Raw genomic sequence first — 24540 nt, 5'->3', positions numbered from 1 at the left:
ATGCCGATCAACGCGCCGGCTGTCCATCGGCAGCCGCCGAAATGCTGGCCGGGCCGGCTCCCCGAATTGTGGGGGGAGTGCCAAATCGGTGTTGCTCCCGGCCCAGGCGGCCTGTTTATGGGCATATGCTCAAGAACACGAATAATCCGGAGGGGTGCGAGCAGGCGGATTTCGTATCAGCCTTGCTCGCCCTCGTCTTCACGCTCGACGGACCGGATGGCGTGAGGTCCAGCTTTGAAACCTCGGCCCGATTCCAGGGCTACGAAGGGACCCTGCACGGTGGCATGATCTCGGCGCTTCTCGACGCGGCGATGGGAGAGTGCCTGTTCTCCAAGGGGATCTTGGCCGTGACGGCGGAGATGACGGTGCGCTTCCTGCGACCAGTCCCACTCGACAGGACGGTCGATCTCCGGGCAGTGCTGGTTTCGGCGCGCCACGGCCTTTTCCTGCTGTCGGCCGGCCTGTCCCTGGATGACAGGCCGTTGGCCAGGGCGACCGGCAAGTTTCGCCGCCGCGCCTGACCAGTGGGTGGCCGGTCAGTGCTCGGGCACGCAGATTTCGCCGCGCACCATGGCGACGACGGTGCGGACGGCGAGCGCGGCGATCAGCACGGCCAGCAGGCCGTAAAGGCCGAAGCCGATCCAGCGGTAGAATGCCACACCGCCTTTTTCCGCCATGGCGAACTGGGCGATGGTGAGCGCGGCCAGCGGGAAGGAATAAGCCCACCAGGACAGGGTGAAGGGCAGGCGGGCGAACTTGCCAAGCTGCGGCAGCATCATCAGGAAGAAGAAGATCGCCGAGAAGAATAGGATGCGGCCGAAGGAATCGATGCCGCCGCTCAGCGCCGTCCAGGAAATGAAACCCACGGCCGGAGGGGCAATCAGGATGAACAGCGTCGGCATCAGTCGCGCCGGCAGCGGGCTGTGGAAAATCAGGCGGTTGACGACCACGGTGAGCAGCACCAGCCAGAACAGCAGCCCCACCGAGAAGAACAGCCATGAAACGTCGGCGGGCGCATGCCGGATGCCGGCGATCGGGACCAGGATGTTGCCGACGACCGGGATGAACCAGGCAGGGTTGAGGTGGATCACCTCGTAGCGCGAGTGATCGATCCAGGCCGTGATCACCATGATGGTGAACGCGAAATGCAGAGCGGAGCCGGCAAGCCATAGCCAGAAGGACAGCCCGGGCGCCACGCCAAGGGCGGCGATCGACAGCAGAATGAGCCCGATGGAACTGGCCGGAAAGAAGGCGATGCGGACCGGATGCCGCCATTCGGCGGCCACGGCGGCCGGCTTCAGCAGCATCTTGACGAGATAGACGCAAACGATCGCCGCGTAGACGGCGCCCGCCGTCCAGAACAGGACGGAGCCGGCGGTTCCACCCAGGCCGGCTGCCCCTTCGAGCTTGTGCGTGGCGATGGCAAGGCCGGCAAGGCCCATGACAACGGAGAAGAAAGAAACGGGAAAATGCGCAAGCCGGTCGGTCCGATCTGTCGCGAGGGAAACTGCCGTCATTGCCTTACCACCCATGTTGATCTTCGTGTTTTTCCGAATAGGGCATTGCCTGTAGTCTGAAAAGCAAATTAAAGTGGACACGGTAATCGTAAAATCCGATCAGAAGCCATGCTGTCCTATCCCAATATCCGCCATCTCGCCTTTCTGGTCGCGCTCGCCGAGCAGCGGCATTTCCGAAAGGCTGCAGAAGTCTGCAACGTTTCGCAGTCGACGCTCAGCGCCGGCATCGCCGAGCTGGAATCCCTTCTGGGCGTGCGCATAGCGGAAAGAGACCGGCGCTCGGTGATGGTGACGCCGGACGGCCTGCGCATCGTCGAGCAGGCGCGCCGCGTGCTGCACGAGACCGAACAGCTGCTCGGACTCGGCGAAGCGGCCGGCAATCCGTTGAGCGGCAGGATCGAACTGGGCTGCATTCCTTCCGTGGGCCCGTTTCTGCTGCCGCGGTTCTTGCCGTTTGTCCGCCAACACCTTCCCGACCTGGTGTTCGGCCTCCGGGAGGACAAGACGCCGGCGCTGATCGAGCGCCTTGCCGACGGGCGTCTCGATCTGGTTCTGATGGCCTTTCCCTATGACATCGGTCCCTTTGAAACCGAAATGCTGTTCGACGACCCGTTCCGCTTCGTTTGCCCGGTCGATCATCCGCTCGCTTCTCTCGACGCGGTCGAGCCCCGCCAACTGGTCGGCGAGGAGATGATGTTCATGGAGCGCGAGAATTGCCTGCACCGGCATGCCCTGCCGGTGTTCGCCACCTGGCCCACGCTGGCCGACGCCGCCTATTCGGCGACCAGCCTGCATATGCTGACAGCCATGGTCGGCGAGGGCCTGGGCTCGACCTTGTTGCCGGAACTCGCGGTGCTCGGCGGCCTCTTGTCCGACCACAAGGTGGCGGCCGTCCGGTTGGCCGACGGCGTCAACAGGCGGACCATTGGCCTTGTCTGGCGGCGGCAGTCGCCGCGCGCCGCCGGGTTCCGGGCGGTCGCCGACCTGATCCGGCGCTGGGTCGCCGGTCAGAAGGGCAACGACAGCCGGGGCCTTCGGGCCATAGGCGCCCGGGACGCCGAGGCGCCGCATCGAATTACCTGATAGGCGTCCTCGGAATGAGAATGTAGCTTGCACCCGATGACGGAGGCCTGCCGGCGGCGTCAACCTGGGATCGACGATGCTGGAGACACCGAACAGACGCGACATGCCGACGACATCCCGGAGTGACAGTCGCTGCGAGGCCTGTCCAGTGCGCCAACGCTCCCTGTTCGGCGTCTTGTCTGCCGATCGTCTCGATGGCATCCTTCGTCAGGTGGACGAGGTCGAATACGCCGCAGGCGTGTCGATCTACACGACCGGCGAACGCCGTTCCACCGTCTTCACGCTGCGGTCGGGCTACGTCAAACTTCTCCGCTTCCTGCCGGACGGCCAGCAGCGGATTGTCCGCCTCGTGAAGCCATCCTGCACCTTCGGTCTCGAAGCTCTGGTGGGCGACACTTACGGCCACGCCGCCGTCGTTCTGGAGCGGGCAGTGGTGTGCATGATCCCCACAACCGCCATAGACGGGTTGCGGCGAACGACCCCCGCGCTGCACGATCAGCTGATGCGACGTTGGCAAATCGCCCTCGAAGAGGCCGACGTCTGGCTGACCGAGCTTTCCACCGGCAAGGCGCCGCAGCGCTTTGCCCGACTTCTCCGCCGCCTCGTCGACGCCAACGGCGTGGCCCCTCTTTTCTCACGCGAGAACCTCGGCGCCATGCTGGCGATGACGCCGGAGCACGCAAGCCGCGTGGTGACCGATTTCCGCCGGAACGGGGCGATATCTGACGTCACGGCCGGACGCTGCCGTTGCAACCTCGCCCAGTTGAGCCGCCTGGCGGCCGGCGGCGACTGATCGATCACCGCATCTCCGCCGACTTGGTCTCCTCGATATAGGCTTCCTCGACTTCGCTCAGCTCGATGCTGTCGTAGCCGGTGATCATCGTCCTGACGTAATGCAGCGGCGTCTTGCCGGTGGTCGTCATGTAGACGTGGATGACGACGAAGGCGCCCATCGCGAAGGCGGCAGCCGTGTGCAGCAGCGCCACGATCCAAAGCCCGGTGGTGGACCAAGCGTAGTGACTCCAGGAATTGTAGAGCAGGTAGGCAATGCCGGTCGACCACAGGGCAGGGCCGATCAGCGTCATGAAGGTCATGTAGGCCAGCGACTGCAGGGCATTCTGCTTGCGTTGCAGGGATTTCTTGTAAGGGTGCGGTTCGCCGAAGAGGATTCCCCAGGCATAGAAGCGGATGACCTTGAACACCCCCTTCTTGAAAAGATACTGGCGCCACTGTCCGGTGGTGAAGTTCCAGAAGGTCGTGAACACCCAGAGCGCGATCAGTGCCAGCGCGGCGTTGGTGTGGATCTTGACCGCGAGGCCGAAGGGAACAAGATGGTGGGTGCCATGAATGGCAAGCCCGGTGAAGAACAGGGTGAAGATGAGAAACGCCTGCGACCAGTGCCAGAAGCGCTCGTAGCGGCTGTAGATCATCACGTCGCGTTTGTGGCTCATGGCCGGTGTCCTCCGCGCAAGACGATCCTGAGGGCGCCGTGGATGACGACGCCGAACAGGGCGCCGAACAGGGCGAGATAGCCGAGGGCGTCGAGCAGGCGCGATCCGTCGCGGCCGGGCATGTAGAAGCCGCCAAGTCCCGCGAGGCGTCCGTCGACGTCGCGCGTGTGGCAGTCCGAGCAGGGAACGGCCTTCTCCTTGGGCGCGACCATGTGGGTGATCGGCCAGTACATGCGCGTCTCGATGAAGCCGATCTTGCCGCTCCACGGCAGGCCGGCGTAATTCATGCCGAAGGCGATCGCCTTGGGATAGTCGAAATTGGTCCAGAAGGCGCTGTCGTCCTTGCCGAACACGTGGTTGACGACCAGCGTGTTGAGTTCCGGATCGTAGGGCTGCTTGCCCTTCATCTCCTTGAACGGCCAGATGCGAGACTTGCCATCTGCCGGACCGCCGCTGATGCGATTGAGCGTCAGGACGTCGTCCTTGATCTTATCGTCAAGCTTGTCGGTGATCGCCGTCTGTTCGATCGTGCCATTGTACCAAAGGTAAGTTGGGCGGACGTTCTCGCCATAGGCGAAGTCGCCCTTCTCGGCCGAGTAGATCAGGTGGCCATGCTCGTCCTTGATGTAGACGGGCTTGCCGTCGGCGTCCTTGCGGCCGGCGGTCGACCAGTCCCACAGCGTCTTGGTGGCAACGCCACCGCGCGCAAATTCGGGAATGTGGCAGCTCTGACAGGCGACGCGGTCGGTGTGATCGTTGATCTTGGCCTCGGCATGCGGCGCTGCGCCGTGGCAGGACTCGCAGGTAGCGCGGTTTTTGTCGTCGTGCGGCAGGTCGAGGCCGTGCGGGTCGACCGCCGTCGTCATGTAGCGCGAACCGGAGGGAATGTGGGCGTTGAAGGTGTGGCAGGTCGAACAGGTCATGTTGGCGCCGTCGACGGCCATGTGGACGTCGAGATCGCGCGGCGGGTCGGTCAGCGAGCTGTCGAGGTCGCCATGTTTGACTCCATCACCTCCGCCGCCGTTGAAATGACATGCGCCGCAGTTTTCCCGTTGCGACGGGCCGACGCTCATCGCCGCCTTGGCGAGATCGGGGGGCTCGACTGTGACGCCGCCGATGACGCGCGGCGAATAGAGCGGATGACCGGCGTCCGTCGCCGTCTTCTTGTAGGTGCCGGAGCCGTCATGACAGGCCAGACAGTCGACGGTCGCGCCGTTTTCCTCCGGCGTCTTGCGCAGATCGGTCCAGCCGTAGCCGGCATGACAGGAGGTGCAACGAGGTTCGTTGGAAATCGGCGAGCCGCAGAAGCTGTTCATGATGCGCGGCTTGCCGAGCCGCTGGCCGGTGAAAGAGTTCGTCCCGTCCCAGGTCCAGTGGATCGTTTTCTTGACCTCGCCGGCCGCCTCGGTGTGGCAGGTCGAGCAAGCCTCGGTGACGTCCTCGGCCGTCGTGAACGGCCCCTTGAGGACGTCGAATTTCGAGTGATCGGCAGTGCCGGCCGAGGCGGCGATCGCCGAATGGACAACGAGGAACGCGACAACCCGCCAAAGCGCTCTTGGGAACATGACGATGCCGCCGCATCTTGCCGCCGCGATGGCGGCGGTTCCAGATGTTTCCCAGCATGGCGAGCCGCGCCCGACCCGTCATTGACAATTGTTGTCCGACGACCGGTCTGGCGGACGTCAGGCGGCAGCGACCTCGCTGAGGAAGCGCTCGATTTCCTCCTTGAGGCTGGAGCTGCTGCGCAGCGCCTCGGTCGTGGCGACCAGCACCGAGGTCGCCGAGCTGTTGGTGGCGTTGACCGACTGTTCCAGACGGCCGATGCTGTCGACCATGGATCCGGTCTTGGTGGCGACGGTCTGGATGTTGGAGCTTATTTCGGCGGTGGCGGCACCCTGCTCGGTCACCGCCGAGGCAATGGCCTCGGTATACTGGTTGGCTTCGCCCATTGTCGTCGCGATCGCCGAAATGGCTTCCACGGCTTCGCCAGTCGACATCTGGATGGCCTGAACGTGAGCGGCGATTTCCTCGGTGGCCTTGGAGGTCTGGTCGGCCAGTTGCTTCACTTCGGTAGCAACGACCGCAAAGCCCTTGCCGGCCTCGCCGGCCCGCGCCGCCTCGATGGTCGCATTGAGGGCAAGCAGATTGGTCTGGGAGGCGATGGTCTGGATGAGGGTGACGACCTGACCGATCTTGTTGGCGGCCTCGGCCAGCGCGGCGATCTGGCTGTTGCTGCGCTCCGTATCGTGCGTCGCCCTGGTGACGACCTCGGTCGCCCGGACAGCCTGGGAGCTGATCTCTTCGATGGAAGACGACAGTTCCTCCGAACTGCTGGCCACCGAGGCGATGCCGTTCGACGTCTGGCGTGAGGCTTCGATCACCGATTCCGCCTGCTCCAGACTGGCGCCGGCGATCCGCTCCATGGAATGGGCGGCGGCCATCAGCGTCGTGTGCTCGCGGTCCATGGTGGCCAGCAGATTGCCGGCAATGCCGTGGAACGCGCCGATCAGGCGATCGACGCGCTGTTGCCGCAGCAGCTTTTCCTCGCTCTCGGCCTGTTGCTGCGACTTCAGTTGTTCCTGTTCGATGCGATTGTCGCGGAACACCAGGAGCGCCCGCAGAATGCCGCCAATCTCGTCGGACCGGTCGGCGTTGCGCACCTCGAAGTCGGTTTCGCCGCCGGCAAGGCGGGCGATGTGTTGCGTGGCGCAGCGCAGCGGGCGCAGAAGGCCGCGATTGACGTAGAAGAGGGCGCCGCCGGCGATCACCAGCAAGAGGAGGCCGATCGCCAGGCCGACATTGCGCGCCTTGTCGGCGATCGCCTGGTACATGCTGCGGTCGACGGCGATGACCGCCGTGGCAATGGGCTTGCCGGAATAGTCGGGCACCATGGTTTGCGATAGGAAGTAGCGACCGTCGGCCGAGTTGACGCCGCTCGCCTGGGTCTCGGTCAGAACGGCTTCCGGGTCCATGCCAGCCGGCAACCGGTTTCCGATGACGCCCTTCTTGCCGTCCTTGCCTTGCTGGAGCAATACGACGGCGAGGGGGTAACCGGTCTTGCGCGAGAACTCGGTGACGAACAGTTCCTCGAAGCCAAGGCCGAATTCCACCGATCCAACGTGCTTGCTGCCGTTGAACACGGGCACCACGCCGCGAATGCCGATGCCACCGACGCCGCCCTCAAGCCCGACCACCGGCTTCAAGGTGGTGTTGGTTTCCACCACGGTCTTGCGGAAGGAGGAAAGGTCGTCGTCGAACTTGGCGGGCTGGTGAACGCGGAAAAAGGCAGTGGCCGGCGCCAGATGGAACTGGAACTGCTGAATTCCATATTCCTTCTTCAGTTCGGCGAACTCGGGAACGAACTGGGCGGCTAGTCCGTCGCGATTCCGATCGGCCAGCATGGCCTGCACGTCGGTCTGTCCGGCGACCACCTTGGCCAGCAGCAACGCCTGGCGGCTGTGGGCCTCGATTTCCGCCTGAAGCTGAAATTGAGCGTTCTTGACCTCACGGTCGAGTGCCAGACCCGTCAGGTCGCCGGACATCCAGCCTGCGCCGAGCACGATGGAAAGGGCACCCAGAAGAGCCAGCGACAGGATCGTCGTCAGAAGGCGCGCGCGAATACTGCTCATGGTGGACCTCTTAACCGTCGGATCGCCCAGCGAGCCGCAGTTCAAACCTGCGCACTCTGTATTTATATTCAAAAAACCGAATATACGCACCATGCAGCCCGGTTGCCACCAAGAGTGCAAGGATTTTTCCATGATCTTCCTAGGTGCGCGTATTCAAGCCTCCAGTATTGGATATGCTTTTGATTGTTAAGTTCGACTTAAAATACTGATACTTCAATATTGTTGTATTCTTAGGTAAGCTTATTCGGCCTCATTGCATTTGGTTGGGGCTGGCGGGAGGCGTTCTGGCCTTTGATTCACGCAAGCTCGGGACCGGCTCCCGCGCTCGCTGCCGGCCAATGGCCGGAACGGTTCAGCCGTTCACGGATTCGACCGCCAGACGCTCGGCCATTCTGCCCCAGACCGCACGAATGTCCGCGGCGGAGGGGACGCCGGCCTCGACCGCCGTCTCGGCGCGCATCTGGGCCTCGGTGACGCCACGATCATAGCGGATGCGGCCGGCAAAATAGGCCCCGGCGGCGCGGGCGTTCCGCTCAATGGCCACGCTTTTTGCCGCGTCGATGTCCCATTTGTTGACGCAGACCGAGGTCGGCACTGAAAAATGGCCGGTGAGGGCGAGAACGCGGTCGAGGTCGTGCAGGCCGGACATCGTAGGCTCGATGACGATCAGCGCATGGGCGCAGCCGGTCAGTGCCGCCATGGTCGGGCAGGCAAGGCCGGGCGGACCGTCGATCAGCACCAAGGTGCAGGCCCGCTGTTCGGCGAGACGCCGCGCTGCCTGACGCACATGGGCGACCAGCTTGCCGGAATTGTCGGAACCGGGAACGAGGCGGGCATGGGCCATGGGGCCACGGCGTGTGTCCGAGATCATGACGTCTCCCGCCATGCGATCGCTGAAGCCGATGGCACCGGTCGGGCAGACGAAGGCGCAGACGCCGCAGCCTTCGCAACCGAGCGGGTCGACCTCGGCGGTCTCGTTGGGGCCGGTCATGCTCATGGCATCGAAACGGCAGGCCGCCGCGCATCGCCCGCAGCCACAACAGACTGCGGATTTGACGTGCGCCTCCCGGCCGGCGTGGAACGCCTCGCGGCTTTGCACGTCCGGGCGGAGCAGAAGGTGAAGGTTGGCGGCATCGACGTCGCAGTCGGCCAGTACGGCGTCAGGCGCCAGAGAGGCAAAAGAAGCGGTCAGGCTGGTCTTGCCGGTGCCGCCCTTGCCCGAGAGGATAACCAGTTCCTTCATGCCGTCACCCTCTCCAGGCAGGCTTCCAAAATCGATCGGAACAGCGGCCGATAGCCGGGCAGGGCCTCGACGATCAGCCGTCCGGCGGCGTAAGCCTCGGCGATCCGCCGGTCGTCGGGGATCTCGCCCAGAATGTCGATCGCCTCGTGATGGCAATAGTCGTGGATCAGGCTCTCGGACCTCACCGTGCGATTGATGACGACGCCGAAATCCATGCCCATCTGGCGAAGGACTTCCACGGTTAGGCGAAGGTCGGACAGGCCGAAAGGGGTCGGCTCGGTAACCAGCAGCACATAGTCGGCGCCGCGGACCGTGGCGACCAGCGGGCAGGAGGTTCCCGGCGGCGCGTCGTAGATGACGAAATCGCCCTTGGCGGCGGCCTTGGCCGCCTTGATGACCGGCACCGGCGACGATACGCCGACCTCCAGACGGCCTTCCACCAGGGTGCACTGAGCGGCATCGATCCGCCTGACCTCGCCGAGAGGGCGGGCAATTTCGCTGATGGCCCGGGCACGGCAAACGAGGCGGCAGCCGCCGCAACCGTGGCATAGGTCGGCGAAAAACAGCGGTGGCCCGCCGAAGGAGATCAGGGCATTGGAAGCGCAAAACTCGACACACGCCCGGCATCCGGTGCAGCGGCTCTCGTCGATGGCCGGGACCCTCATTGAAACCGTCTCGGTGGCGACGACGTCACCCTTCAGGAAGATGTGGGCGTTGGGCTCCTCCACGTCGCAGTCGACCAGCGTGACGGAGCGGCCGGCGGTGGCCGCCAGATTGACCGCCACCGAGGTTTTGCCGGTACCGCCCTTACCCGAGGCGATGGCGATCCTCATGCCGGCTGCGCCTCGCGGAGGCTTCCCTGCCGCAACTCTTCGAGGGCGTCTTCAAACGTCGCGCTGTCGGTGGAGTAGACCTTGACGCCGGCCCGATGGAGGGCGTGCAGCGCCTTGACGCCGCATTCCCCGGTGACCAGTGCGACGGCGCCGAGGGCGACGATGTTTTCCGCCGCCTTGAGACCGGCGCCCATGGCGGCGTCGACGGCGGCGTTGGCGACGAGCTGCCGTTCGTCCGTCTCGCTGTTGTAGATCAGGAATGTGTCGGCGCGCCCGAAGCGGCGGTCGACGAGGCCGTCGCGGCCATCGCCTTGCAGGGTGAATACGATCTTCATGGGAACGCTCCGACTGGATGGAAGGTGACCTTCGTCCGATGAGCCCCGCGTGGGACGCTCGGATGAATTATGAGCATACACCCATAATAGGCGTTGACAGGAGGACAGGCAATCAGTTTATGCACATACACCCATAATGAAAGGCGCGAGAATGTATGACACCGAGGGTCTGTCGATCACCGGGACGCCCTGTCCGGACGACGCGCCCTGCGCCGTGAAGTCCTATGAAGAGACCAGGAAGGCCCACCTCGGCTGCATGGTGTGCGGCGAGGGCGGGCCGGACGCGCCGGCCTTCGGGCTCCGCTTCATCCCCGATCCGGCGGGAGGCGTCCTTGCCACCTTCAGGACGGCCCGCCGCTACCAGGGCTACGCGGGGATCCTGCATGGCGGCGTCATCTCGACGCTGCTCGACGCGGCAATGGTCCACTGCCTGTTCGCCCGGGGCGTGACGGCCGTCACCGCCGAGATGACGGTGCGCTTCCTGCGCGAGGTACCTGTCGATTGCGACGTCTGTGTCGGCGCAACGCTGATCGGCGAACGCCACGGCGTCTTTCAGGCGGTTGCCAGCCTGTCGCGGGGCGGAACGCGATTTGCCGTGGCCAAGGGCAAGTTTTGTCGCTCTGTCCGGTAAGGGCCAGGGAAAGGCGCGGGAGGCGCTCACCCCTTTTCAAAGTTGCGAAACCGGCCTGGGCCGGGGGAGGTACCCCCCGGCCAGTGCCCGGCCCAAGGTCAGAAACCCGAGAACGCCCACTCGATCCGATGAGCATAACGCCCGCTTGGCCGCAATACTGAAGACGGGAAAGCCGGTTCGTTGATGGCATTGGGGTAGGTCTGAGGTTCAAGCGCTATGCCGCCGTGCTTCACGACCTTGGAGAAGGGTGAAATCAGCGCTTCGGAAAAATGGGTCGCCGTATAGAGCTGAACGCCGGGTTCGGTGGTCGACAGCGTCATGCTCCTGCCCGTGTCCGGTTCGACCAGACGCGCGGCCAGATGCGAGGGGCCACGGCCGGCATCCAGGCAGAAGTTGATGTCGTAATCCTCCGCGACGGGTCTGGGACGCCGGAAGTCGAAGCGCGTTCCGGTCACGTCGGCGATTTTCCCCGTCGGAATGAGCGCCTCGTTGACAGGCGTGTAGTGCGACGCCGGGATTTCGACCTGATGGGCCAATGCCGAGCCAGCCCCGCTGAGGTTGAGATAAACGTGGTTGGTGAGGTTTATGGGCGTCGGCCGATCCGTTTCGGCGGTCATGTCGAGATAAAGCGAGCTGCCCTCGATACCATAGGTGGCCCTGACATCGAGCTTCCCGGGGAATCCCATGTCACCATCCGCCGAGAGCAATCCGAACTCGACAAGGGACTCCTCGGCCTTGGCCACCGTCCACTCGCGGCGCGAAAAGCCGACCGGTCCACCATGCAGGGTGTTCGGCGCCTTGTTGATGGGGAGGTCAAAACGCTGTCCATCGAGCTCGAACGTGCCGCCGGCAATGCGATTGGCGACACGACCGCAGATGGCGCCACCCGAGGCATCCGCGCCGACATCGTCGGGATGGGCCGACGATCCGATGACCACCTGGACCTCGCCGCCATCCCTGGTCGGAACGTAAAGAGCCACGAGCTTTGCCCCGACCGGACTGAGAATTGCTCTCAGACCGCTCTCGCCCTTGATCGTTACGAGCTTGTGCTGGCCAGCCATATCGTTTCACTCCCAAGCCGCCACGGACATGTCTGGCGGATATTTCCATCGACCGATGTCGTGTCCGGTTCTCGGGCCATCCTTATGGTGATAAACAGCCTTCTCTCGGGCAGCCGACACGCCCAAGCTCTGCCCGGACACCCCATTCTACCCCCAAGGCCGGAATTGCGCGAACCGCGATCAAGAGCGGAAAGGCACGGTCGGGCCGGTGTCGTCCTCATCTATCTCCAGGTCATTGTGGCGCGCGCTGAACGCGCCGCCATCGACCAAGTAAGAACAGGGCTTTCCCGATCTTGCTCTCGGCGTTTTGGGAGGATACCCATAACGCGACATTGACAGGCCGTTGTCCATTCCCCGTTGACCGCCCGAGGCCGCGGAGCGGGGAGCCGGGAACTTATCCATTCGCGCGGATGCGATCTTGGATGACATCCGCTTTCGATTTTAACATGAGAACATACGAATATAAAAAAGAAGGAGTCGGGCATGAAGATCATCATCATCGGCGGCGTGGCCGGCGGAGCCACGGCGGCGGCGCGTCTTCGCCGCAGCGACGAGCAGGCCGAGATCGTCCTCATCGAGCGCGGGCCGTATATCAGCTTTGCCAACTGCGGGCTACCCTACCACATCTCCGGTGCGATCGCCGAGCGCGGCAAGCTACTAGTCACCACCGAGGCGGGGTTCACGGCGCGCTACGCCATCGACGTTCGCTCGCGCACCGAGGCGCTGTCGATCGATCGCGCCCACAAGACGGTGACGCTACGCAACCTCGACAGCGGCGAGGAAACGGTCGAGAGCTATGATCGCCTGCTGCTGTCGCCCGGCGCCGAAGTCCTGAAGCCGCCGATCCCCGGCATTGGCTCGCCGCGCATTTTCACGCTGCGCAACATCCCCGATCTCGATCGCATCATGGCCTCGCTCGGCGAGAACAAGCCGCGCCGGGCGGTGGTGATCGGCGGTGGCTTCATCGGCCTTGAAGTGGCCGAGAACTTCCACGATCGCGGGCTGTTCACCACGGTGGTGGAAGGCGCCTCGCACATCCTGCCGCCGTTCGACGACGAAATGGCCGCCATCGCCCATGCCCACATGCGCGAGAAGCAGGTCGAGCTCTATCTCGGCGACAAGGTGGACCATTTCGAGGACCGCGCCGACCACACCATCGTCTTCCTGGCATCCGGCAAGCGCATCCAGGCCGATATCATCATCCTGTCCATCGGCGTGCGGCCGGAGGTGAAGCTCGCCCGTGACGCCGGCCTCGAACTCGGCGCCATCGGCGGTATCAAGGTCGACGAGCACCTGCGGACCTCCGATCCCGCCATCTTCGCGGTGGGCGACGCCATCGAGGTGGTCAACAAGGTGTCCGGCAAGACGGCGCTGATCCCGCTGGCCGGCCCGGCCAACCGGCAGGCGCGCATCGTCGCCGACAACATGCTGGCCGCCGATCCTTCCGCCTGCAAGAAATACCGTGGCGCCATGGGAACGGCCATTCTCAAGGTGTTCGATCTCGCCGCCGCCTGCACTGGCCTCAACGAAGCCGCGGTGCAGGCGCTGGGCATTCCCTACCGTGCCAGCATCACCCATTCCGGCTCGCATGCCTCCTATTATCCGGGCAGCCAGCAGATCAGCCTGAAGCTGGTCTACGGCCTCGACGGGCGGGTGTTCGGGGCGCAGGCGATCGGCATCGACGGCGCCGACAAGCGGATCGACGTGATCGCCACCGCCATCAAGGCCGGCATGACGGTCGACGACCTCGCCGATCTGGAGCTTGCCTATGCGCCGCCGTTCGGATCGGCCAAGGACCCGGTGAATGTCGCCGGCTACGTGGCGAGCAACGTGCTCGACGGCAGCCATGACATCATCGGCTGGAGCGAACTCAGGGACATCCTGCGCGATGCCCCCGACACGATCGAGCTGATCGACGTGCGGACGCCGGAGGAATATGCGATCGCCAGCCTGCCGGGCGCCCGGAACATCGAGCTCAACCAGTTGAGGAAACGGCTGGGCGAAATCGGTCGCGGCAAGCCGCTGGTCGTCTTCTGCCAGGTCGGTCTTCGCGGCTACGTCGCCTATCGCATTTTGAAGCAGTCCGGGTTCGATGAGGTCAGCAACCTGACCGGCGGCTTCAAGACCTATGCCTGGGCGACGGAGAAGCAGTCCAACCCCGATCTGTTCGACTACGAGAACATCCGTCAGCTCGACCCCGCCGAGATCGCAAGCAGGTTACACGGCTGAGGCAGGACGGAAAACCCCGATTGGTCCGGTGGCGACTTCAGACGCTGCCGGACCTTCTCCCTAAGGGCAACGGAACGGCGCTTCGCCAAGGCGCCGGCGCTGGCAAGCTTGGCCCCGTTCGGCACAGCCAACGCCTTCCGCCGCCCTTTGCCCGGAGCCGCCGCCGAGCCGGTTGAGACAAGCCGATCGGCGGCGGTTCCGGAATGAACCGCACAGCAGGCGCGAACTCGCTCCGCGCCACGCCAGGAGGCAATGGCCCTTCGTGATCCTGCTTTATGTTGCAACCCTTGCCCTGTTCCTGCTCAGTCTGGCGGCGGACCGAGGCAAGACCGTCAAGGCCCTGCGGGCCGGCACGAGAATGTTCCTCAACCTGCTGCCGTCGTTGCTGGCCATCCTCATTCTCGTCGCGGCGGTGCTGACGCCGCTCGGGCCGGAAACCATTCGGGGCTGGCTGGGCGCGGAGTCCGGTCCGATCGCCTATGTCATCGCCGCCGCTGTCGGCTCGGTCGCCCTGATCCCCGGACCGGCCGCCTATCCCATGGCCGGCATGCTGATCGACAGCGGCGTGGGCTATCCGGTGATTGCCGTCTTCATCACCACGCTGATGATGGTGGGGATCGTCACGTTGCCTCTGGAGCGCAGGTTCTTCGGAACGAGGGTCGCCGTGGCTCGCAATGCGCTGAGCTTGATCGGCGCCCTGGTGATCGGACTGACCATGGCAAGCGTCTGGAGTCTTCTGTGAGCAGCTATCTCGCCAGGCACCGGATCGACCTGATGATCATCGTCCTGTTCGGGCTGGTCTTCGTCCTGTCCTTCGTCTTCGGCTGGGAGGGAGGCCAGCGCGCCGCTGCCAGCTTCAGGGACTTTGCCCTGGAGATGATCGTCGTCCTGCCGGTCATCTTCCTTCTGATCGGGTTGGTCGACGCCTGGATGCCCAACGAGGTGGTGGCCCGGCACACCGGTGACGGGTCGGGCTGGAAGTCGTCGTTATGGATGATCCTGTTTGCGATGCTGCAGGTCGGCCCGCTCTATGGCGCGTTTCCCGTTGCCGGCCTGATGTGGCGGAAGGGCACCAGCCCCCGCAACATCTTCATCTATCTCGGGGCGTTCAGCACGCTGAAGCTGCCCATGATCGGCTTCGAAGTCGGTTTTCTGGGGCTCAAGTTCACCCTGCTGCGAGCGGCGCTGGCCGTGCCGGTCTTCCTTGTCATGGCGATCGTGATGGACAAGGCCTTCGGCAAGACGTTCGTCGTCAACGACATGGCAGCAAGCCGGCCCCGGGACTCTGCCCCGGCTACACATCGCCCGCCCAACCCGACCGCCGGATGAATATGGCGGCTCGTCTTGTGGGGTGGGACTCTCATAATTGCGAGCACGAATGGAGGACCCTCGTTATGTCAAGCTTCGCTATCCGGGAATACGCGCGGCTCGTTTGGAGTTTCATCAACTCCAAGCCGTTGGCGACGATCACGGCGGTAGCCGGGATACTCACCGTGAGCGCTTTCGTGCTCGAGAACGGGTTCGGAATTCGCCCTTGTCCAATGTGCTGGTGGCAGCGCTACGTGCACTGGGCGATCACCGCCATCGGGCTTGCCTGTCTCTCTCCCGTCGCCGCTCGGTTGAGACCGGGCGCGCTCGGGATTGTCGGGATGATCGCACTCATCGGCGCGATCATTGGTGCGTGGCAGTCGAGCGCACAGTGGGGGTTGCTAGGCTATCCGGATGGTTGCACGAGTGACGGAATGCAGGCCCGGTTTTCGACGGAAGACATCATGCAATCACTGAGCCAGCAGGGTACGATCCCCTGTGACCTGGAGACCTTCAGGCTGTTCGGGCTCAGTCTGGCGAACTGGAATATCCTGGCGATGGGGGCAATCATCCTGCTGGTGCTCCGCTATCTCCTGCTGTCGGGCAGGCGCCTCAGAGCTTGAACGGCGCCAGGATTTCCGACGGTGCCGAATTGCTTCAGGTCACAAGGGAGACGGGCAAAAGGGCTCTACCTGGGCCATGCAAGGTCTCCATGACCATTGACGGCAGGCAAGCGGAGTTGCTACCAGTGTAATGTTATACTATTACGCCGAGCCGAGATGACCCACCACCAAAGCGCCGACAATCGCCTCCCCGTCACCGTGCTGTCCGGCTTTCTGGGCTCTGGCAAGACAACCCTCCTCAATCACATCCTGAACAATCGCGAAGGCCGACGCGTCGCCGTGATCGTGAACGACATGAGCGAGGTCAACATCGACGCCGATCTGGTGCGTGGGGAAACGTCGCTGAGCCGCGGCGAGGAAGAGCTCGTCGAGCTGACCAACGGCTGCATCTGCTGTACGCTTCGCGAGGATCTGCTGAAGAGGGTGCGCCAAGTCGCCGAGGAGGGGCGTTTCGACTACCTGCTGATCGAGAGCACCGGCGTTTCCGAGCCTCTGCCCGTCGCGGCCACCTTCGAGTTCCGCGACGAGGCCGGCCGCGGCCTGTCCGATCTCACCCGCCTCGACGCCATGGTGACGGTGATCGACACCATTCACCTGCTCAAGGATTACTCCTCCACCGATTTCCTGGCCGATCGCGGCGAGATGGTCGGCGAAGACGACCAGCGGACGCTGGTCAATCTCCTGGTCGAGCAGATCGAGTTTGCCGACCTCATCGTCATGAATAAGGTGTCGGACGCCAGCGAGGCGCAACGCAATGCAGCCCGCGCCATCATCCGCGCCCTCAACCCGGATGCTCGGCTGATTGAAACCGACTGGGGCAGAGTGGCGGCGGGCGAGCTGTTCGACACCGGCCTGTTCGATTTCGACCGCGCCCACCGGCACCCGCGCTGGTACAAGGAACTCCACGGCTATGCCGAGCACGTTCCCGAGGATGCCGAGTATGGCGTCACCAGCTTCGTCTGGAAGGCGCGCCGTCCGCTCGTTCCCGAACGTTTCGCCGAGTTCGTCGAGACGCCGCTGCCCGGCGTCATCCGGGCCAAGGGACATTTCTGGCTGGCAACGCGGCCAGATTGGGTCGGCGAGTTCTCGCTTGCCGGAGCGGCGGCGGCCGTCAAACCGCTCGGCATCTGGTGGGCCGCCGTGCCGCCGGAGCGTTGGCCCGGCGATCCGGAGATCGTGGCGCGAGCGAGGGCCTCCTTCGACCCCGTATACGGCGACCGCCGCCAGGAGATCGTTTTCATCGGCATGTTCAAGGAGATGAAACGAGGGCGGATCACCTCGATGCTCGACCGCTGCCTGATCCCGGAAACGTCCGCCCCCTTCAAGTCGCAAGCCTATCGCGACCTGCCGGACCCGTTTCCTGTCTGGGCGTAGGCAACGCGCTACAGGCTGATTTTCCCGTCACGCAACCGGACGACGCGGTCAAGGCGCCCCAGGATCTTTTCGTCATGCGTCACTGCGATGATGGCGGCCTGCTGCTCGACGGCCAACTTGTGAAGCAGGTCCATGACGATGCCGGCGCGCTCGGAGTCGAGCGCGGCTGTCGGCTCGTCGGCGAGAATGATGCGGGGACGGTTGGCGAGCGCCCGGGCAATCGCCACGCGTTGAGCCTCACCGCCTGACAACTGCGCCGGCATGGCGTTCTTTCTGTGTCCGACCTGAAGATACTCCAGCAGTTCGACGGCGCGCTGCCGCGCTTCCGATCGCGGAACGCGGGCGAGATGGAGCACGAGCGCGACGTTGTCGATGCAATTCAGGAACGGCAGAAGATTATGGGTTTGAAAGATGAAGCCAATCTTCTCGAGGCGCAGGTGGCGCAGGTCCTTGCGGAGCCAACGGTGGTCGTAGACAACCTCGCCGTCCAGCGCCACATATCCTTCGTTGGGCTCGACGATACAGCCGATGACGTTGAGCAACGTGCTCTTGCCGGAGCCGCTCGGCCCCAATAACCCGACGACCTCGCCGGCCCGCACGCGGAAGGCGACGTCGCGCAGGGCATCGACGCGTGCCTCTCCTTCGCCGAAGTGCTTGGACACCCCGCGGATTTCGACCAAGGCGGCGGCGGGTGCCGTCGGCTGGGGGGACATATCGACATCGACGGTGGACATGCGGGCACTCGTCCTGAAAGGAGGCTTGGCGGATATCAGCCGACCAGGGCCTTGGCTGGGTCGACACGCACGGCAATACGCACGCCGACCGCGCTGGCCAGGATGCAGACGCAGACGACGACAATGAACAGACCAACGAGGTCGCCGGACTCCATCACGATCCGGCGGGGAAATCTGTCCTTGGCCAGCGCGACCAGGGTTGTCCCAAAGCCGAAGCCGACCACCCCCATCATCAGGGCTTGTTGCACGATGAGCCCGATGATGGTGCGATCGGGCGCACCGATGAGCTTCAGCGTGGCGATCTCTTTCAGCTTTTCCATGGTGAGCGTGTAGACGATCAGGGCGATGATCACCGCCGAGACCAGCGTCAGCACCGACATGAACAAGCCAAGCTGACGGCTGGCGCGCTCGATGACGGTACGGGTCAGGATTTCCGCCTGCTGCGCTTCGGTCAGAACGGAAAGGTGCTTCCACCGTCGAACCGTTTCGGCCACCTCCTGCACGTCGAAACCGGCCGAGACCCGCGCCACGACGGCGTTGACGATGTTGGTGTTGACGCGCAAGGCCCCACGGGAGACCTCCCTCCGGCCTTCCGCGGGGGTGACGTCGAACTGCAGTTGCTGGGCATCCAGCAGCGTCATGTAGAGGACCGAGTCGCCCGATAGGGTGACGTTGCCCTCAGTGAGGCCGACCACCGTGTAGACGTTGCGGCCCATCGTCAGTTTTTCCCCGAGCCCGACGCCGGCCTGGCGGTCGGCGATCACCTCGAAGTGGCTGCGATGGATGTCCCGGCCGGCAATCAGGTTGGCGGGCTCGCCAGGGCGGCCCGGCTCGAAACCGATGATCTGCACCCTCAGTCGGCGGCTGCCTTGCTTGACCTGAACCGTCTGAAAGGTCAGCGACCCGGCCGCCGTGACGCCGCCCATGCGGGCCACCATCTCGCGGGTGTCTCCCGGAATCCGCGACGCCTCGGCGAAGGGACCGTTGGTGTCGCCCTGAACCACCCAGATGTCGGCCTGAATGGCGCGGCTGAGCGCCAGCGCATCCGCCGTCTGTCCTCGGTAGATCCCCGCCATCGTCACCACGACGCCCAGCAGAAGGCTCAGCCCCAGGCAGGTGAGGATGAAGCGCCCGAGCTTGTGGCGAATATCGCGAAAGGCGAGGTTCATGGCGCCTCTCCGTCCTTCACCGAAACCGGTCGCCCGACCCGGAAGCCACTTTCCACCTTCGCAACGATCCGAGCTTCCGGCGTCAGGCCGCCGGTGATGACCATACGCCCGTCCAAAGTCGTCTGGCCCAGCGAAACCAGCCGCCGGGCAAGTCGGCCGTCCTCCACCGTCCAGATGACGCCTTCTGAGCCCTTGCGATCCAGCACGGCCGCTTGCGGCACAAGCCGGGCCTCCGCGAGCGCGTCCACGTCGATCAGCACTTCGGCCTGCTCGCCGAGGTGAATCTCGGTGGGGCAGCGAACGCACCGCACGTAGACGCGGCGCTCTTCGTTGACACGGTCGCTTTCGATGTCGATCCGGGCGACCTCGCCGGCAAAGCGTTGGTCGGCCATCGAGCGCAGCATCACTTCGGCGGGCTGGCCGACCTTCAACTGTCCGGCCTTGCTCTCGTCGACATAGGCGAGAACCCAGACGGAGGTCGGGTCGACGAGGGTGAACAACTGTTCGCCGGCCGTCAGCATCGACCCCAGTTCGAGGTTGCGTGCCACCACGATGGCGTCATATGGGGCGTAAAGCGCATGTTTGGATAGCCTCGTCTCCTCGAGCAACAGGAGGGCTTCGGCCTGTTCCCGGTTGGCACGGGCGACCTCGACCGTGCTCCGGGCCTGCGACAGATCGGCTTGTGCGATATCGACGGCCGCCTGGGCGTCTTCGGCCACTTCCGTGGAGACACCTCCACTGGCAACGAGCTGTTGCCGGCGCTTGTTGATCTGTTCCTTTTGCCTGGCCGTAGCGTCCGCGCGTTCCAAGGCCGCGGAAGACTGACGGATGGAACTCTCCGCCTGCTTGAGGGCCGCTCTTGCCTGGGCCGCCTTGGCCGCTTGCTCGCGACTGTCGAGGTGGGCCAGCAGTGTCCCCTTGGCAACCCGATCGCCGCTGTCGGCGTGAAGCTCGGTCAAGGTGCCGGGCATCTCAAAGCCGACCCTAGACAGCACCCGCGCCTCTACCGTCCCCAGTCCGAACACCTGGATGGGCACGTTTCGCTCGGTTCTAACGACGGTCACATCGATCGGGCGAAGAAAGGCCGTCCAGACGACGCCCGCCAGGGCCGCTGCCAGGGCAAGCAGGGCTAGGCCAAACAAGACGCGATTGCGGCGCATGACGGTAACTCCTGAAGGCTTCTCGTGGGCTGTTGCTGCCTCGGAGAACGGGCGGCGGCAAGGCTTGGCCATGACGCTCCCGGTTGCGATTTTTAGCCCGATAGGCCTCTCACTCGCCGGTCAGGTTGGTCTTGCGCCGCAGGAAGTCCTCATGGTCAATCTTGCCGCTAGCATATTGTCGGCGCAATTCCTCCAAAGCCGTATCTCGGACGGAGGGGCGACCTCGGTTGGTCCGCGCCTGGACGAGCCAGAAAATACCGATCGCCAGCAGCACGATCCATAGGATGCTGGGGCCGCCATGCTGCCAGAAGGTGCCGGGCCCATAGCCTGCGGGGCCATGGCCAAGCCCGAACGCGTGGGCCGCGCCAGCCGTGCCCATGGCGCCGGCCAAGACGGCCGCGACGACAAGATGTTTCCTGCAGAACATTTTCGACTCCGCTTCTTCAGATCGAAGCCCCTTGGGCCAGCCAACTATTCAGTAAAGTCAAAATGTTGCGCCGCAACCTCGCGGAGGCCACTTTGTTGTAACAGGTTGTCGCAGATAAACGGCCCTGGTTGGAATGTTACATTTCCTCTGACCCAATGAGCTGCATTTGCGGAAATCGTGACGCGGGGTAGGTCGCGGCGGTAATGGGGGAGGGGGACTCACCGCCTTCACCAAGAAGGTCGCGGCGCCTGTTTGGGTTTGAACGCAATCCTCTCCATGGGCATGGCTCATGCGGAAGCGAAGAGGCGGTCGGCGACCGACCGGAGGGTGCGGGCATGATTATGGTCTCTCTTCCTGAGCGCATCGTACTTAGCCCGGCTGACAGGATCGTGCTGGGTGCCAATAGGTGCCCAATGGTAGATTCAGTTGCCGAGCCGGTTGCGGAGGGTATCAAAACCGCCCAAACGCATGAGGTCCTTGGCAATCTCGGAGAGTGCTCAGTCCCTCGACATAAGCCCGAACTCGTGGCCGTCGATCAGCGGGTCGGGAACGCACTCCTTCGCCAACTGTTTCGCGTCGTCAATCCAGATGGTCTGGCCGTCGATGCGAATGCCGTGCTTCTCAAGGCTCGCCAGAACGCGTGAGAAAGACTCGCGTGTGATGCCGAGTTCCGAGGCGATAAGGTTCTTCTCGTAGGGCAGCACTGCCTTTTCCGGGGTGCCCTGCCGCTCCGACAGCGTCAGCAAATAGCAGCCGATACGCTGGGCAGCGGAGCGCAGCTTGAGGCTCTTGATCTGCCTCACCATGCGACGAAACTGGGTGGCCAGGCTGCCGATCACCGAATTGGCCAGTGCCAGATCGGATGCGACCAAATCGCGGAAGGCGCGCGCGGGAATGAGCAGGAATGTGGACGGTTCGGGCACTCGCGCACGCATCAGGTAGGGCGCGCCGGTAACGACGGCAGCCGGTATGATCAGATCGGGCGGCGACACAACTTCGACAAGCACCTCACGCCCGCTGGTCGAGCGACCGAACAACTGAACCGATCCCGACATGACGACGATCTGGAAGTTCGGAGTATCACCCTGCTCGAACAACACGCTGCCGGCCGGAACCGTATGCAGCAACGTGTTTTCCATGATCTGACGACGACGGCCGTCGGCGAGGCCGCGTAGGATTGGCAGTTCCTCGGGTGTCATCACGGCAGGCGACGAACTTTCCATTCTCTGTGCTCTAATCCCAAAGATTGACGGTGGTTACGCCAATATGTGATGTATATCACGCTTGAAGTTGCTCTGCATCAATGTCTGACGCTGATGCTTCGGCAAAGGTCGTGATGGGATGGAGGCCCCACTCCCGCTATCGTATTAGCGCCTAGGTTGTCGGAGAACTATGATGAAAGTCGCAGGGCAGGAAGGTGCGGCACGCGCGCTCGGCATGAGCACCGTCGCATTCACGGTGTGCTTCGCCGTCTGGACAATCTTCGCCATCATCGGCATCCAGCTGCGCGAGGATTTGCAGCTGTCCGAAGCCCAGTTCGGACTTCTGGTCGGTACGCCGATCCTCACCGGATCGCTGATCCGCATCGTGCTCGGAATATGGACCGACCTTTACGGCGGTCGGCTGGTGTTCACGCTCAACATGCTGGCGGCGGCGGCGGCCACGTTCCTGCTCGCCTACGCCGACACCTTCCCGATGGTTCTTCTGGCGGCTCTCGGCGTCGGCATCGCAGGTGGCTCCTTCTCGATCGGTGTCGCCTACGTGTCCCGCTTCTTCCCACCCGAACGGCAGGGTATCGCTCTCGGCGTGTTTGGGGCGGGCAATGTCGGCGCGGCAGTCACCAAGCTTCTTGCGCCCTTCGTTCTCGTTGCTTTCGGTTGGCAGACGGTAGCCCAGGTGTGGGCTGTGGCGCTGACTCTGATGGCCGTTCTTTTCTGGGTTGCGACCAAGGATGACCCGGTCATCCGGCAGCGTCGCTTGACCGGCGATCGGCCGAGGAGCGCTCTGCTGGAGCTGGAACCGCTGAAGAACGTTCAGGTCTGGCGTTTCTCGCTCTACTATTTCTTCGTCTTCGGCGCCTTCGTGGCCTTGTCCCTCTGGCTGCCGCAGTATCTGGTTCGCGTCTATGATCTCGATATCGAGACGGCGGGCATCATTGCGGCCTGCTTCTCGATTCCCGCCAGCCTGTTCCGTGTCTACGGAGGGCACCTCTCCGATACCTACGGCGCTCGGCGCGTCCTTTACTGGACTTTCCTTGTCTCGATCGTCGCCACCTTCATCCTCTCCTATCCGACCGCCGACTATGTCATCCAAGGCGCCCACGGCGAAATCCGGTTCCATCTCGGAATGGGGCTCGTCGGCTTCACCGTGACCGTCTTCATCCTCGGCTTCTTCATGGCCCTCGGCAAGGCGGCGGTCTACAAGCACATCCCCGTCTACTACCCCAATCACGTCGGCGCGGTCGGCGGCCTTGTCGGCATGATCGGCGGGCTCGGCGGCTTCGTGCTGCCGGTCCTGTTCGGCGTGCTGCTCGACCTGACGGGTCTCTGGACATCCTGCTTCATGGCGCTGTTCGTCGTCGTCGCCGTGTCGCTGACCTGGATGCACGTGACCGTTCGCCAGATGGAGCGGGCCGCCGCCGGTCCGGCGCTCGCCGCGCTGCCACCATTCCCCGAAATGCTGGACATGCCGAAGCCCGTCGCGGCGATCGCCCCCAGCAAGGCCGTGCTCACCGATTGGCAGCCGGAGGACAAGACCTTCTGGAACGCGACCGGTCGTCGCATCGCCCAGCGGAACCTCTGGCTGTCGATTCCCTCGCTCCTGCTCAGCTTCGCAATCTGGCAGGTCTGGTCGGTGGTCGTCAGCAAGCTGCCTCTGGTCGGGTTCGATCTCACCACCGATGAACTGTTCTGGCTGGCGGCTCTGCCCGGCCTGTCGGGCGCAACCCTGCGTATCTTCTACTCGTTCATGGTCCCGGTTTTCGGCGGCCGTCTCTGGACGACGCTGACCACCTGGTCGCTGGTCATCCCGGCGCTGGGCATTGGCTATGCCGTCCAGAACCCTGAGACGCCCTATGTGGCGCTGCTCATCCTAGCGTTGTGCTGCGGCTTCGGCGGCGGCAACTTCGCGTCCTCCATGGCCAACATCTCCTTCTTCTTCCCCAGGTCGGAGAAGGGCAACGCGCTGGCGCTCAACGCCGGTCTCGGCAATCTCGGCGTCTCGGTCGTTCAGTTCGTCGTGCCGTTGGTCATTACGATGGGGATGTTCGGCAAGCTCGGTGGCGAGCCGATCATGGTTGCCGCCGCGTCCGGACCGGCGCCGCTGTGGCTGCAGAACGCCGGCTTCTTCTTCGTGCCCTTCATCGTTCTGGCAGCCTTTGCCGCGTGGTTCGGGATGAACGACATTGCGTCGGCCAAGGCATCCTTCTCCGAGCAGGCGGTGATTTTCGAGCGCCGGCACAACTGGATCATGTGCTGGCTCTACACCGGCACCTTCGGCTCGTTCATCGGCTATTCCGCCGGTTTCCCGCTGCTCTCCAAGATGCTGTTCCCCGACGTCAACGCGTTGGCCTATGCCTTCCTTGGCCCGCTCGTCGGTGCACTCGCTCGTTCGGGGACTGGCTGGCTGGCCGACCGGCAGGGCGGCGCCCGCGTCACCGTCTGGGTGTTCGCGCTGATGATGGCCGGAACGGCCGGCGTCCTCTGGTTCATCGGCATCAAGGATCAGCCGGGGG

At 63.9% G+C, this 24540-nt stretch carries 23 protein-coding genes; 10 read left to right on the top strand and 13 right to left on the bottom strand.

The window, feature by feature from the left end; all coding sequences use genetic code 11:
• The first annotated feature begins 125 nt into the window (after positions 1-125).
• Entirely contained in the window at positions 126-521 is a 396-nt protein-coding gene (locus CJ014_RS19190) for a PaaI family thioesterase (RefSeq protein WP_165790917.1), read from the top strand.
• 15 nt (positions 522-536) lie between these two features.
• Here the strand turns inward: CJ014_RS19190 and CJ014_RS19185 are convergent, their stop codons facing one another.
• On the bottom strand, positions 537-1517 hold the full coding sequence (locus CJ014_RS19185) for an SLAC1 anion channel family protein (RefSeq protein ID WP_207765811.1): 981 nt from the start codon (positions 1515-1517) through the stop codon (positions 537-539).
• Positions 1518-1625: 108 nt separating this feature from the next.
• Between CJ014_RS19185 and CJ014_RS19180 the strand changes: the two genes are divergently transcribed.
• Together CJ014_RS19180 and CJ014_RS19175 are read left to right on the top strand one after the other, a co-directional pair.
• On the top strand, positions 1626-2600 hold the full coding sequence (locus tag CJ014_RS19180) for a hydrogen peroxide-inducible genes activator (protein ID WP_100082110.1): 975 nt from the start codon (positions 1626-1628) through the stop codon (positions 2598-2600).
• Between the two features lie 148 nt (positions 2601-2748).
• Positions 2749-3393: a Crp/Fnr family transcriptional regulator gene (locus CJ014_RS19175; RefSeq protein WP_165790916.1), complete on the top strand. Its 645-nt coding sequence runs from the start codon at positions 2749-2751 to the stop codon at positions 3391-3393.
• Positions 3394-3397: 4 nt separating this feature from the next.
• On the opposite strand, the gene CJ014_RS19170 is transcribed toward CJ014_RS19175, so the two are convergent.
• The 6 genes from CJ014_RS19170 to CJ014_RS19145 form a co-directional block, all read right to left on the bottom strand.
• Positions 3398-4051, bottom strand: a complete 654-nt coding sequence (locus CJ014_RS19170; protein ID WP_100082108.1) for a cytochrome b/b6 domain-containing protein — start codon at positions 4049-4051, stop codon at positions 3398-3400.
• The gene (locus CJ014_RS19165) at positions 4048-5616 is read right to left on the bottom strand and encodes a tetrathionate reductase family octaheme c-type cytochrome (protein ID WP_100082107.1); all 1569 of its coding nucleotides are present in this window, start codon (positions 5614-5616) and stop codon (positions 4048-4050) included. The genes CJ014_RS19170 and CJ014_RS19165 overlap by 4 nt, the downstream gene beginning before the upstream one ends.
• A gap of 117 nt (positions 5617-5733) precedes the next feature.
• Complete coding sequence (locus CJ014_RS19160; RefSeq protein WP_165790915.1) at positions 5734-7680, bottom strand: methyl-accepting chemotaxis protein; 1947 nt, start codon at positions 7678-7680, stop codon at positions 5734-5736.
• A gap of 352 nt (positions 7681-8032) precedes the next feature.
• A complete protein-coding gene (locus CJ014_RS19155) occupies positions 8033-8923 on the bottom strand; it encodes an ATP-binding protein (protein ID WP_100082105.1) in 891 nt (296 codons plus the stop codon).
• Positions 8920-9756: a nucleotide-binding protein gene (locus CJ014_RS19150; protein ID WP_100082104.1), complete on the bottom strand. Its 837-nt coding sequence runs from the start codon at positions 9754-9756 to the stop codon at positions 8920-8922. Before CJ014_RS19150 ends, CJ014_RS19155 begins: the two co-directional genes overlap by 4 nt.
• The gene (locus CJ014_RS19145; RefSeq protein WP_100082103.1) at positions 9753-10091 is read right to left on the bottom strand and encodes a NifB/NifX family molybdenum-iron cluster-binding protein; all 339 of its coding nucleotides are present in this window, start codon (positions 10089-10091) and stop codon (positions 9753-9755) included. Before CJ014_RS19145 ends, CJ014_RS19150 begins: the two co-directional genes overlap by 4 nt.
• A 151-nt stretch (positions 10092-10242) precedes the next feature.
• Between CJ014_RS19145 and CJ014_RS19140 the strand changes: the two genes are divergently transcribed.
• The gene (locus CJ014_RS19140) at positions 10243-10722 is read left to right on the top strand and encodes a PaaI family thioesterase (protein WP_165790914.1); all 480 of its coding nucleotides are present in this window, start codon (positions 10243-10245) and stop codon (positions 10720-10722) included.
• Positions 10723-10820: 98 nt separating this feature from the next.
• Here CJ014_RS19140 and CJ014_RS19135 read toward each other — a convergent pair whose 3' ends face one another.
• Positions 10821-11783, bottom strand: coding sequence for an aldose epimerase family protein (locus tag CJ014_RS19135; RefSeq protein WP_100082101.1), 963 nt, complete (start codon positions 11781-11783; stop codon positions 10821-10823).
• A 483-nt stretch (positions 11784-12266) separates the two neighbouring features.
• Between CJ014_RS19135 and CJ014_RS19130 the strand changes: the two genes are divergently transcribed.
• The 5 genes from CJ014_RS19130 to CJ014_RS19110 all read left to right on the top strand — a co-directional run bounded on the left by CJ014_RS19130 (position 12267) and on the right by CJ014_RS19110 (position 17317).
• The gene (locus CJ014_RS19130) at positions 12267-14012 is read left to right on the top strand and encodes an FAD-dependent oxidoreductase (RefSeq protein ID WP_100082100.1); all 1746 of its coding nucleotides are present in this window, start codon (positions 12267-12269) and stop codon (positions 14010-14012) included.
• A 262-nt stretch (positions 14013-14274) separates the two neighbouring features.
• Positions 14275-14754 carry a permease gene (locus tag CJ014_RS19125; RefSeq protein WP_100082099.1) on the top strand — a complete coding sequence of 160 codons (480 nt, stop codon included), beginning with the start codon at positions 14275-14277 and terminating at the stop codon, positions 14752-14754.
• Positions 14751-15341: a permease gene (locus CJ014_RS27390; protein ID WP_118847933.1), complete on the top strand. Its 591-nt coding sequence runs from the start codon at positions 14751-14753 to the stop codon at positions 15339-15341. The genes CJ014_RS19125 and CJ014_RS27390 overlap by 4 nt, the downstream gene beginning before the upstream one ends.
• 65 nt (positions 15342-15406) lie before the next feature.
• Positions 15407-15943, top strand: coding sequence for a disulfide bond formation protein B (locus tag CJ014_RS27385; protein WP_165790913.1), 537 nt, complete (start codon positions 15407-15409; stop codon positions 15941-15943).
• Positions 15944-16099: 156 nt separating this feature from the next.
• Positions 16100-17317, top strand: coding sequence for a GTP-binding protein (locus CJ014_RS19110; RefSeq protein ID WP_100082096.1), 1218 nt, complete (start codon positions 16100-16102; stop codon positions 17315-17317).
• 8 nt (positions 17318-17325) lie between these two features.
• Here the strand turns inward: CJ014_RS19110 and CJ014_RS19105 are convergent, their stop codons facing one another.
• The 5 genes from CJ014_RS19105 to CJ014_RS19085 form a co-directional block, all read right to left on the bottom strand.
• Positions 17326-18051, bottom strand: coding sequence for an ABC transporter ATP-binding protein (locus CJ014_RS19105; protein WP_425351931.1), 726 nt, complete (start codon positions 18049-18051; stop codon positions 17326-17328).
• Positions 18052-18086: 35 nt separating this feature from the next.
• A complete protein-coding gene (locus CJ014_RS19100; RefSeq protein WP_100082095.1) occupies positions 18087-19220 on the bottom strand; it encodes an ABC transporter permease in 1134 nt (377 codons plus the stop codon).
• Positions 19217-20380: an efflux RND transporter periplasmic adaptor subunit gene (locus CJ014_RS19095; protein WP_165790912.1), complete on the bottom strand. Its 1164-nt coding sequence runs from the start codon at positions 20378-20380 to the stop codon at positions 19217-19219. Before CJ014_RS19095 ends, CJ014_RS19100 begins: the two co-directional genes overlap by 4 nt.
• 109 nt (positions 20381-20489) lie before the next feature.
• On the bottom strand, positions 20490-20807 hold the full coding sequence (locus CJ014_RS28045; protein WP_100082093.1) for an SHOCT domain-containing protein: 318 nt from the start codon (positions 20805-20807) through the stop codon (positions 20490-20492).
• A 497-nt stretch (positions 20808-21304) separates the two neighbouring features.
• A complete protein-coding gene (locus tag CJ014_RS19085) occupies positions 21305-22030 on the bottom strand; it encodes a cyclic nucleotide-binding domain-containing protein (protein ID WP_245427452.1) in 726 nt (241 codons plus the stop codon).
• A 169-nt stretch (positions 22031-22199) separates the two neighbouring features.
• On the opposite strand from CJ014_RS19085, the gene CJ014_RS19080 reads away from it, so the two are divergent.
• Positions 22200-24540 (top strand): nitrate/nitrite transporter (locus CJ014_RS19080; RefSeq protein WP_100082195.1); only part of this gene is annotated, 2341 nt, incomplete at its 3' end.

Origin of the sequence: Pleomorphomonas carboxyditropha, assembly GCF_002770725.1 — a bacterium.
Classification (GTDB): Bacteria; Pseudomonadota; Alphaproteobacteria; order Rhizobiales; family Pleomorphomonadaceae; genus Pleomorphomonas; species Pleomorphomonas carboxyditropha.
This window is presented reverse-complemented; position numbering and strand designations above follow the sequence as displayed.

Excerpts from the sequence above, each read along its gene's own strand:
- CJ014_RS19085 (WP_245427452.1), bottom strand. The coding sequence starts at position 22,030 with ATGGAAAGTTCGTCGCCTGCCGTGATGACACCCGAGGAACTGCCAATC.
- CJ014_RS19185 (WP_207765811.1), bottom strand. The coding sequence starts at position 1,517 with ATGACGGCAGTTTCCCTCGCGACAGATCGGACCGACCGGCTTGCGCAT.
- CJ014_RS27385 (WP_165790913.1), top strand. The coding sequence starts at position 15,407 with ATGTCAAGCTTCGCTATCCGGGAATACGCGCGGCTCGTTTGGAGTTTC.
- CJ014_RS19130 (WP_100082100.1), top strand. The coding sequence starts at position 12,267 with ATGAAGATCATCATCATCGGCGGCGTGGCCGGCGGAGCCACGGCGGCG.
- CJ014_RS28045 (WP_100082093.1), bottom strand. The coding sequence starts at position 20,807 with ATGTTCTGCAGGAAACATCTTGTCGTCGCGGCCGTCTTGGCCGGCGCC.
- CJ014_RS19135 (WP_100082101.1), bottom strand. The coding sequence starts at position 11,783 with ATGGCTGGCCAGCACAAGCTCGTAACGATCAAGGGCGAGAGCGGTCTG.
- CJ014_RS19150 (WP_100082104.1), bottom strand. The coding sequence starts at position 9,756 with ATGAGGATCGCCATCGCCTCGGGTAAGGGCGGTACCGGCAAAACCTCG.
- CJ014_RS19105 (WP_425351931.1), bottom strand. The coding sequence starts at position 18,051 with ATGTCCACCGTCGATGTCGATATGTCCCCCCAGCCGACGGCACCCGCC.
- CJ014_RS19160 (WP_165790915.1), bottom strand. The coding sequence starts at position 7,680 with ATGAGCAGTATTCGCGCGCGCCTTCTGACGACGATCCTGTCGCTGGCT.
- CJ014_RS19180 (WP_100082110.1), top strand. The coding sequence starts at position 1,626 with ATGCTGTCCTATCCCAATATCCGCCATCTCGCCTTTCTGGTCGCGCTC.
- CJ014_RS19110 (WP_100082096.1), top strand. The coding sequence starts at position 16,100 with ATGACCCACCACCAAAGCGCCGACAATCGCCTCCCCGTCACCGTGCTG.
- CJ014_RS19190 (WP_165790917.1), top strand. The coding sequence starts at position 126 with ATGCTCAAGAACACGAATAATCCGGAGGGGTGCGAGCAGGCGGATTTC.
- CJ014_RS19140 (WP_165790914.1), top strand. The coding sequence starts at position 10,243 with ATGTATGACACCGAGGGTCTGTCGATCACCGGGACGCCCTGTCCGGAC.
- CJ014_RS19100 (WP_100082095.1), bottom strand. The coding sequence starts at position 19,220 with ATGAACCTCGCCTTTCGCGATATTCGCCACAAGCTCGGGCGCTTCATC.
- CJ014_RS19095 (WP_165790912.1), bottom strand. The coding sequence starts at position 20,380 with ATGCGCCGCAATCGCGTCTTGTTTGGCCTAGCCCTGCTTGCCCTGGCA.
- CJ014_RS19145 (WP_100082103.1), bottom strand. The coding sequence starts at position 10,091 with ATGAAGATCGTATTCACCCTGCAAGGCGATGGCCGCGACGGCCTCGTC.
- CJ014_RS19155 (WP_100082105.1), bottom strand. The coding sequence starts at position 8,923 with ATGAAGGAACTGGTTATCCTCTCGGGCAAGGGCGGCACCGGCAAGACC.
- CJ014_RS19170 (WP_100082108.1), bottom strand. The coding sequence starts at position 4,051 with ATGAGCCACAAACGCGACGTGATGATCTACAGCCGCTACGAGCGCTTC.
- CJ014_RS19165 (WP_100082107.1), bottom strand. The coding sequence starts at position 5,616 with ATGTTCCCAAGAGCGCTTTGGCGGGTTGTCGCGTTCCTCGTTGTCCAT.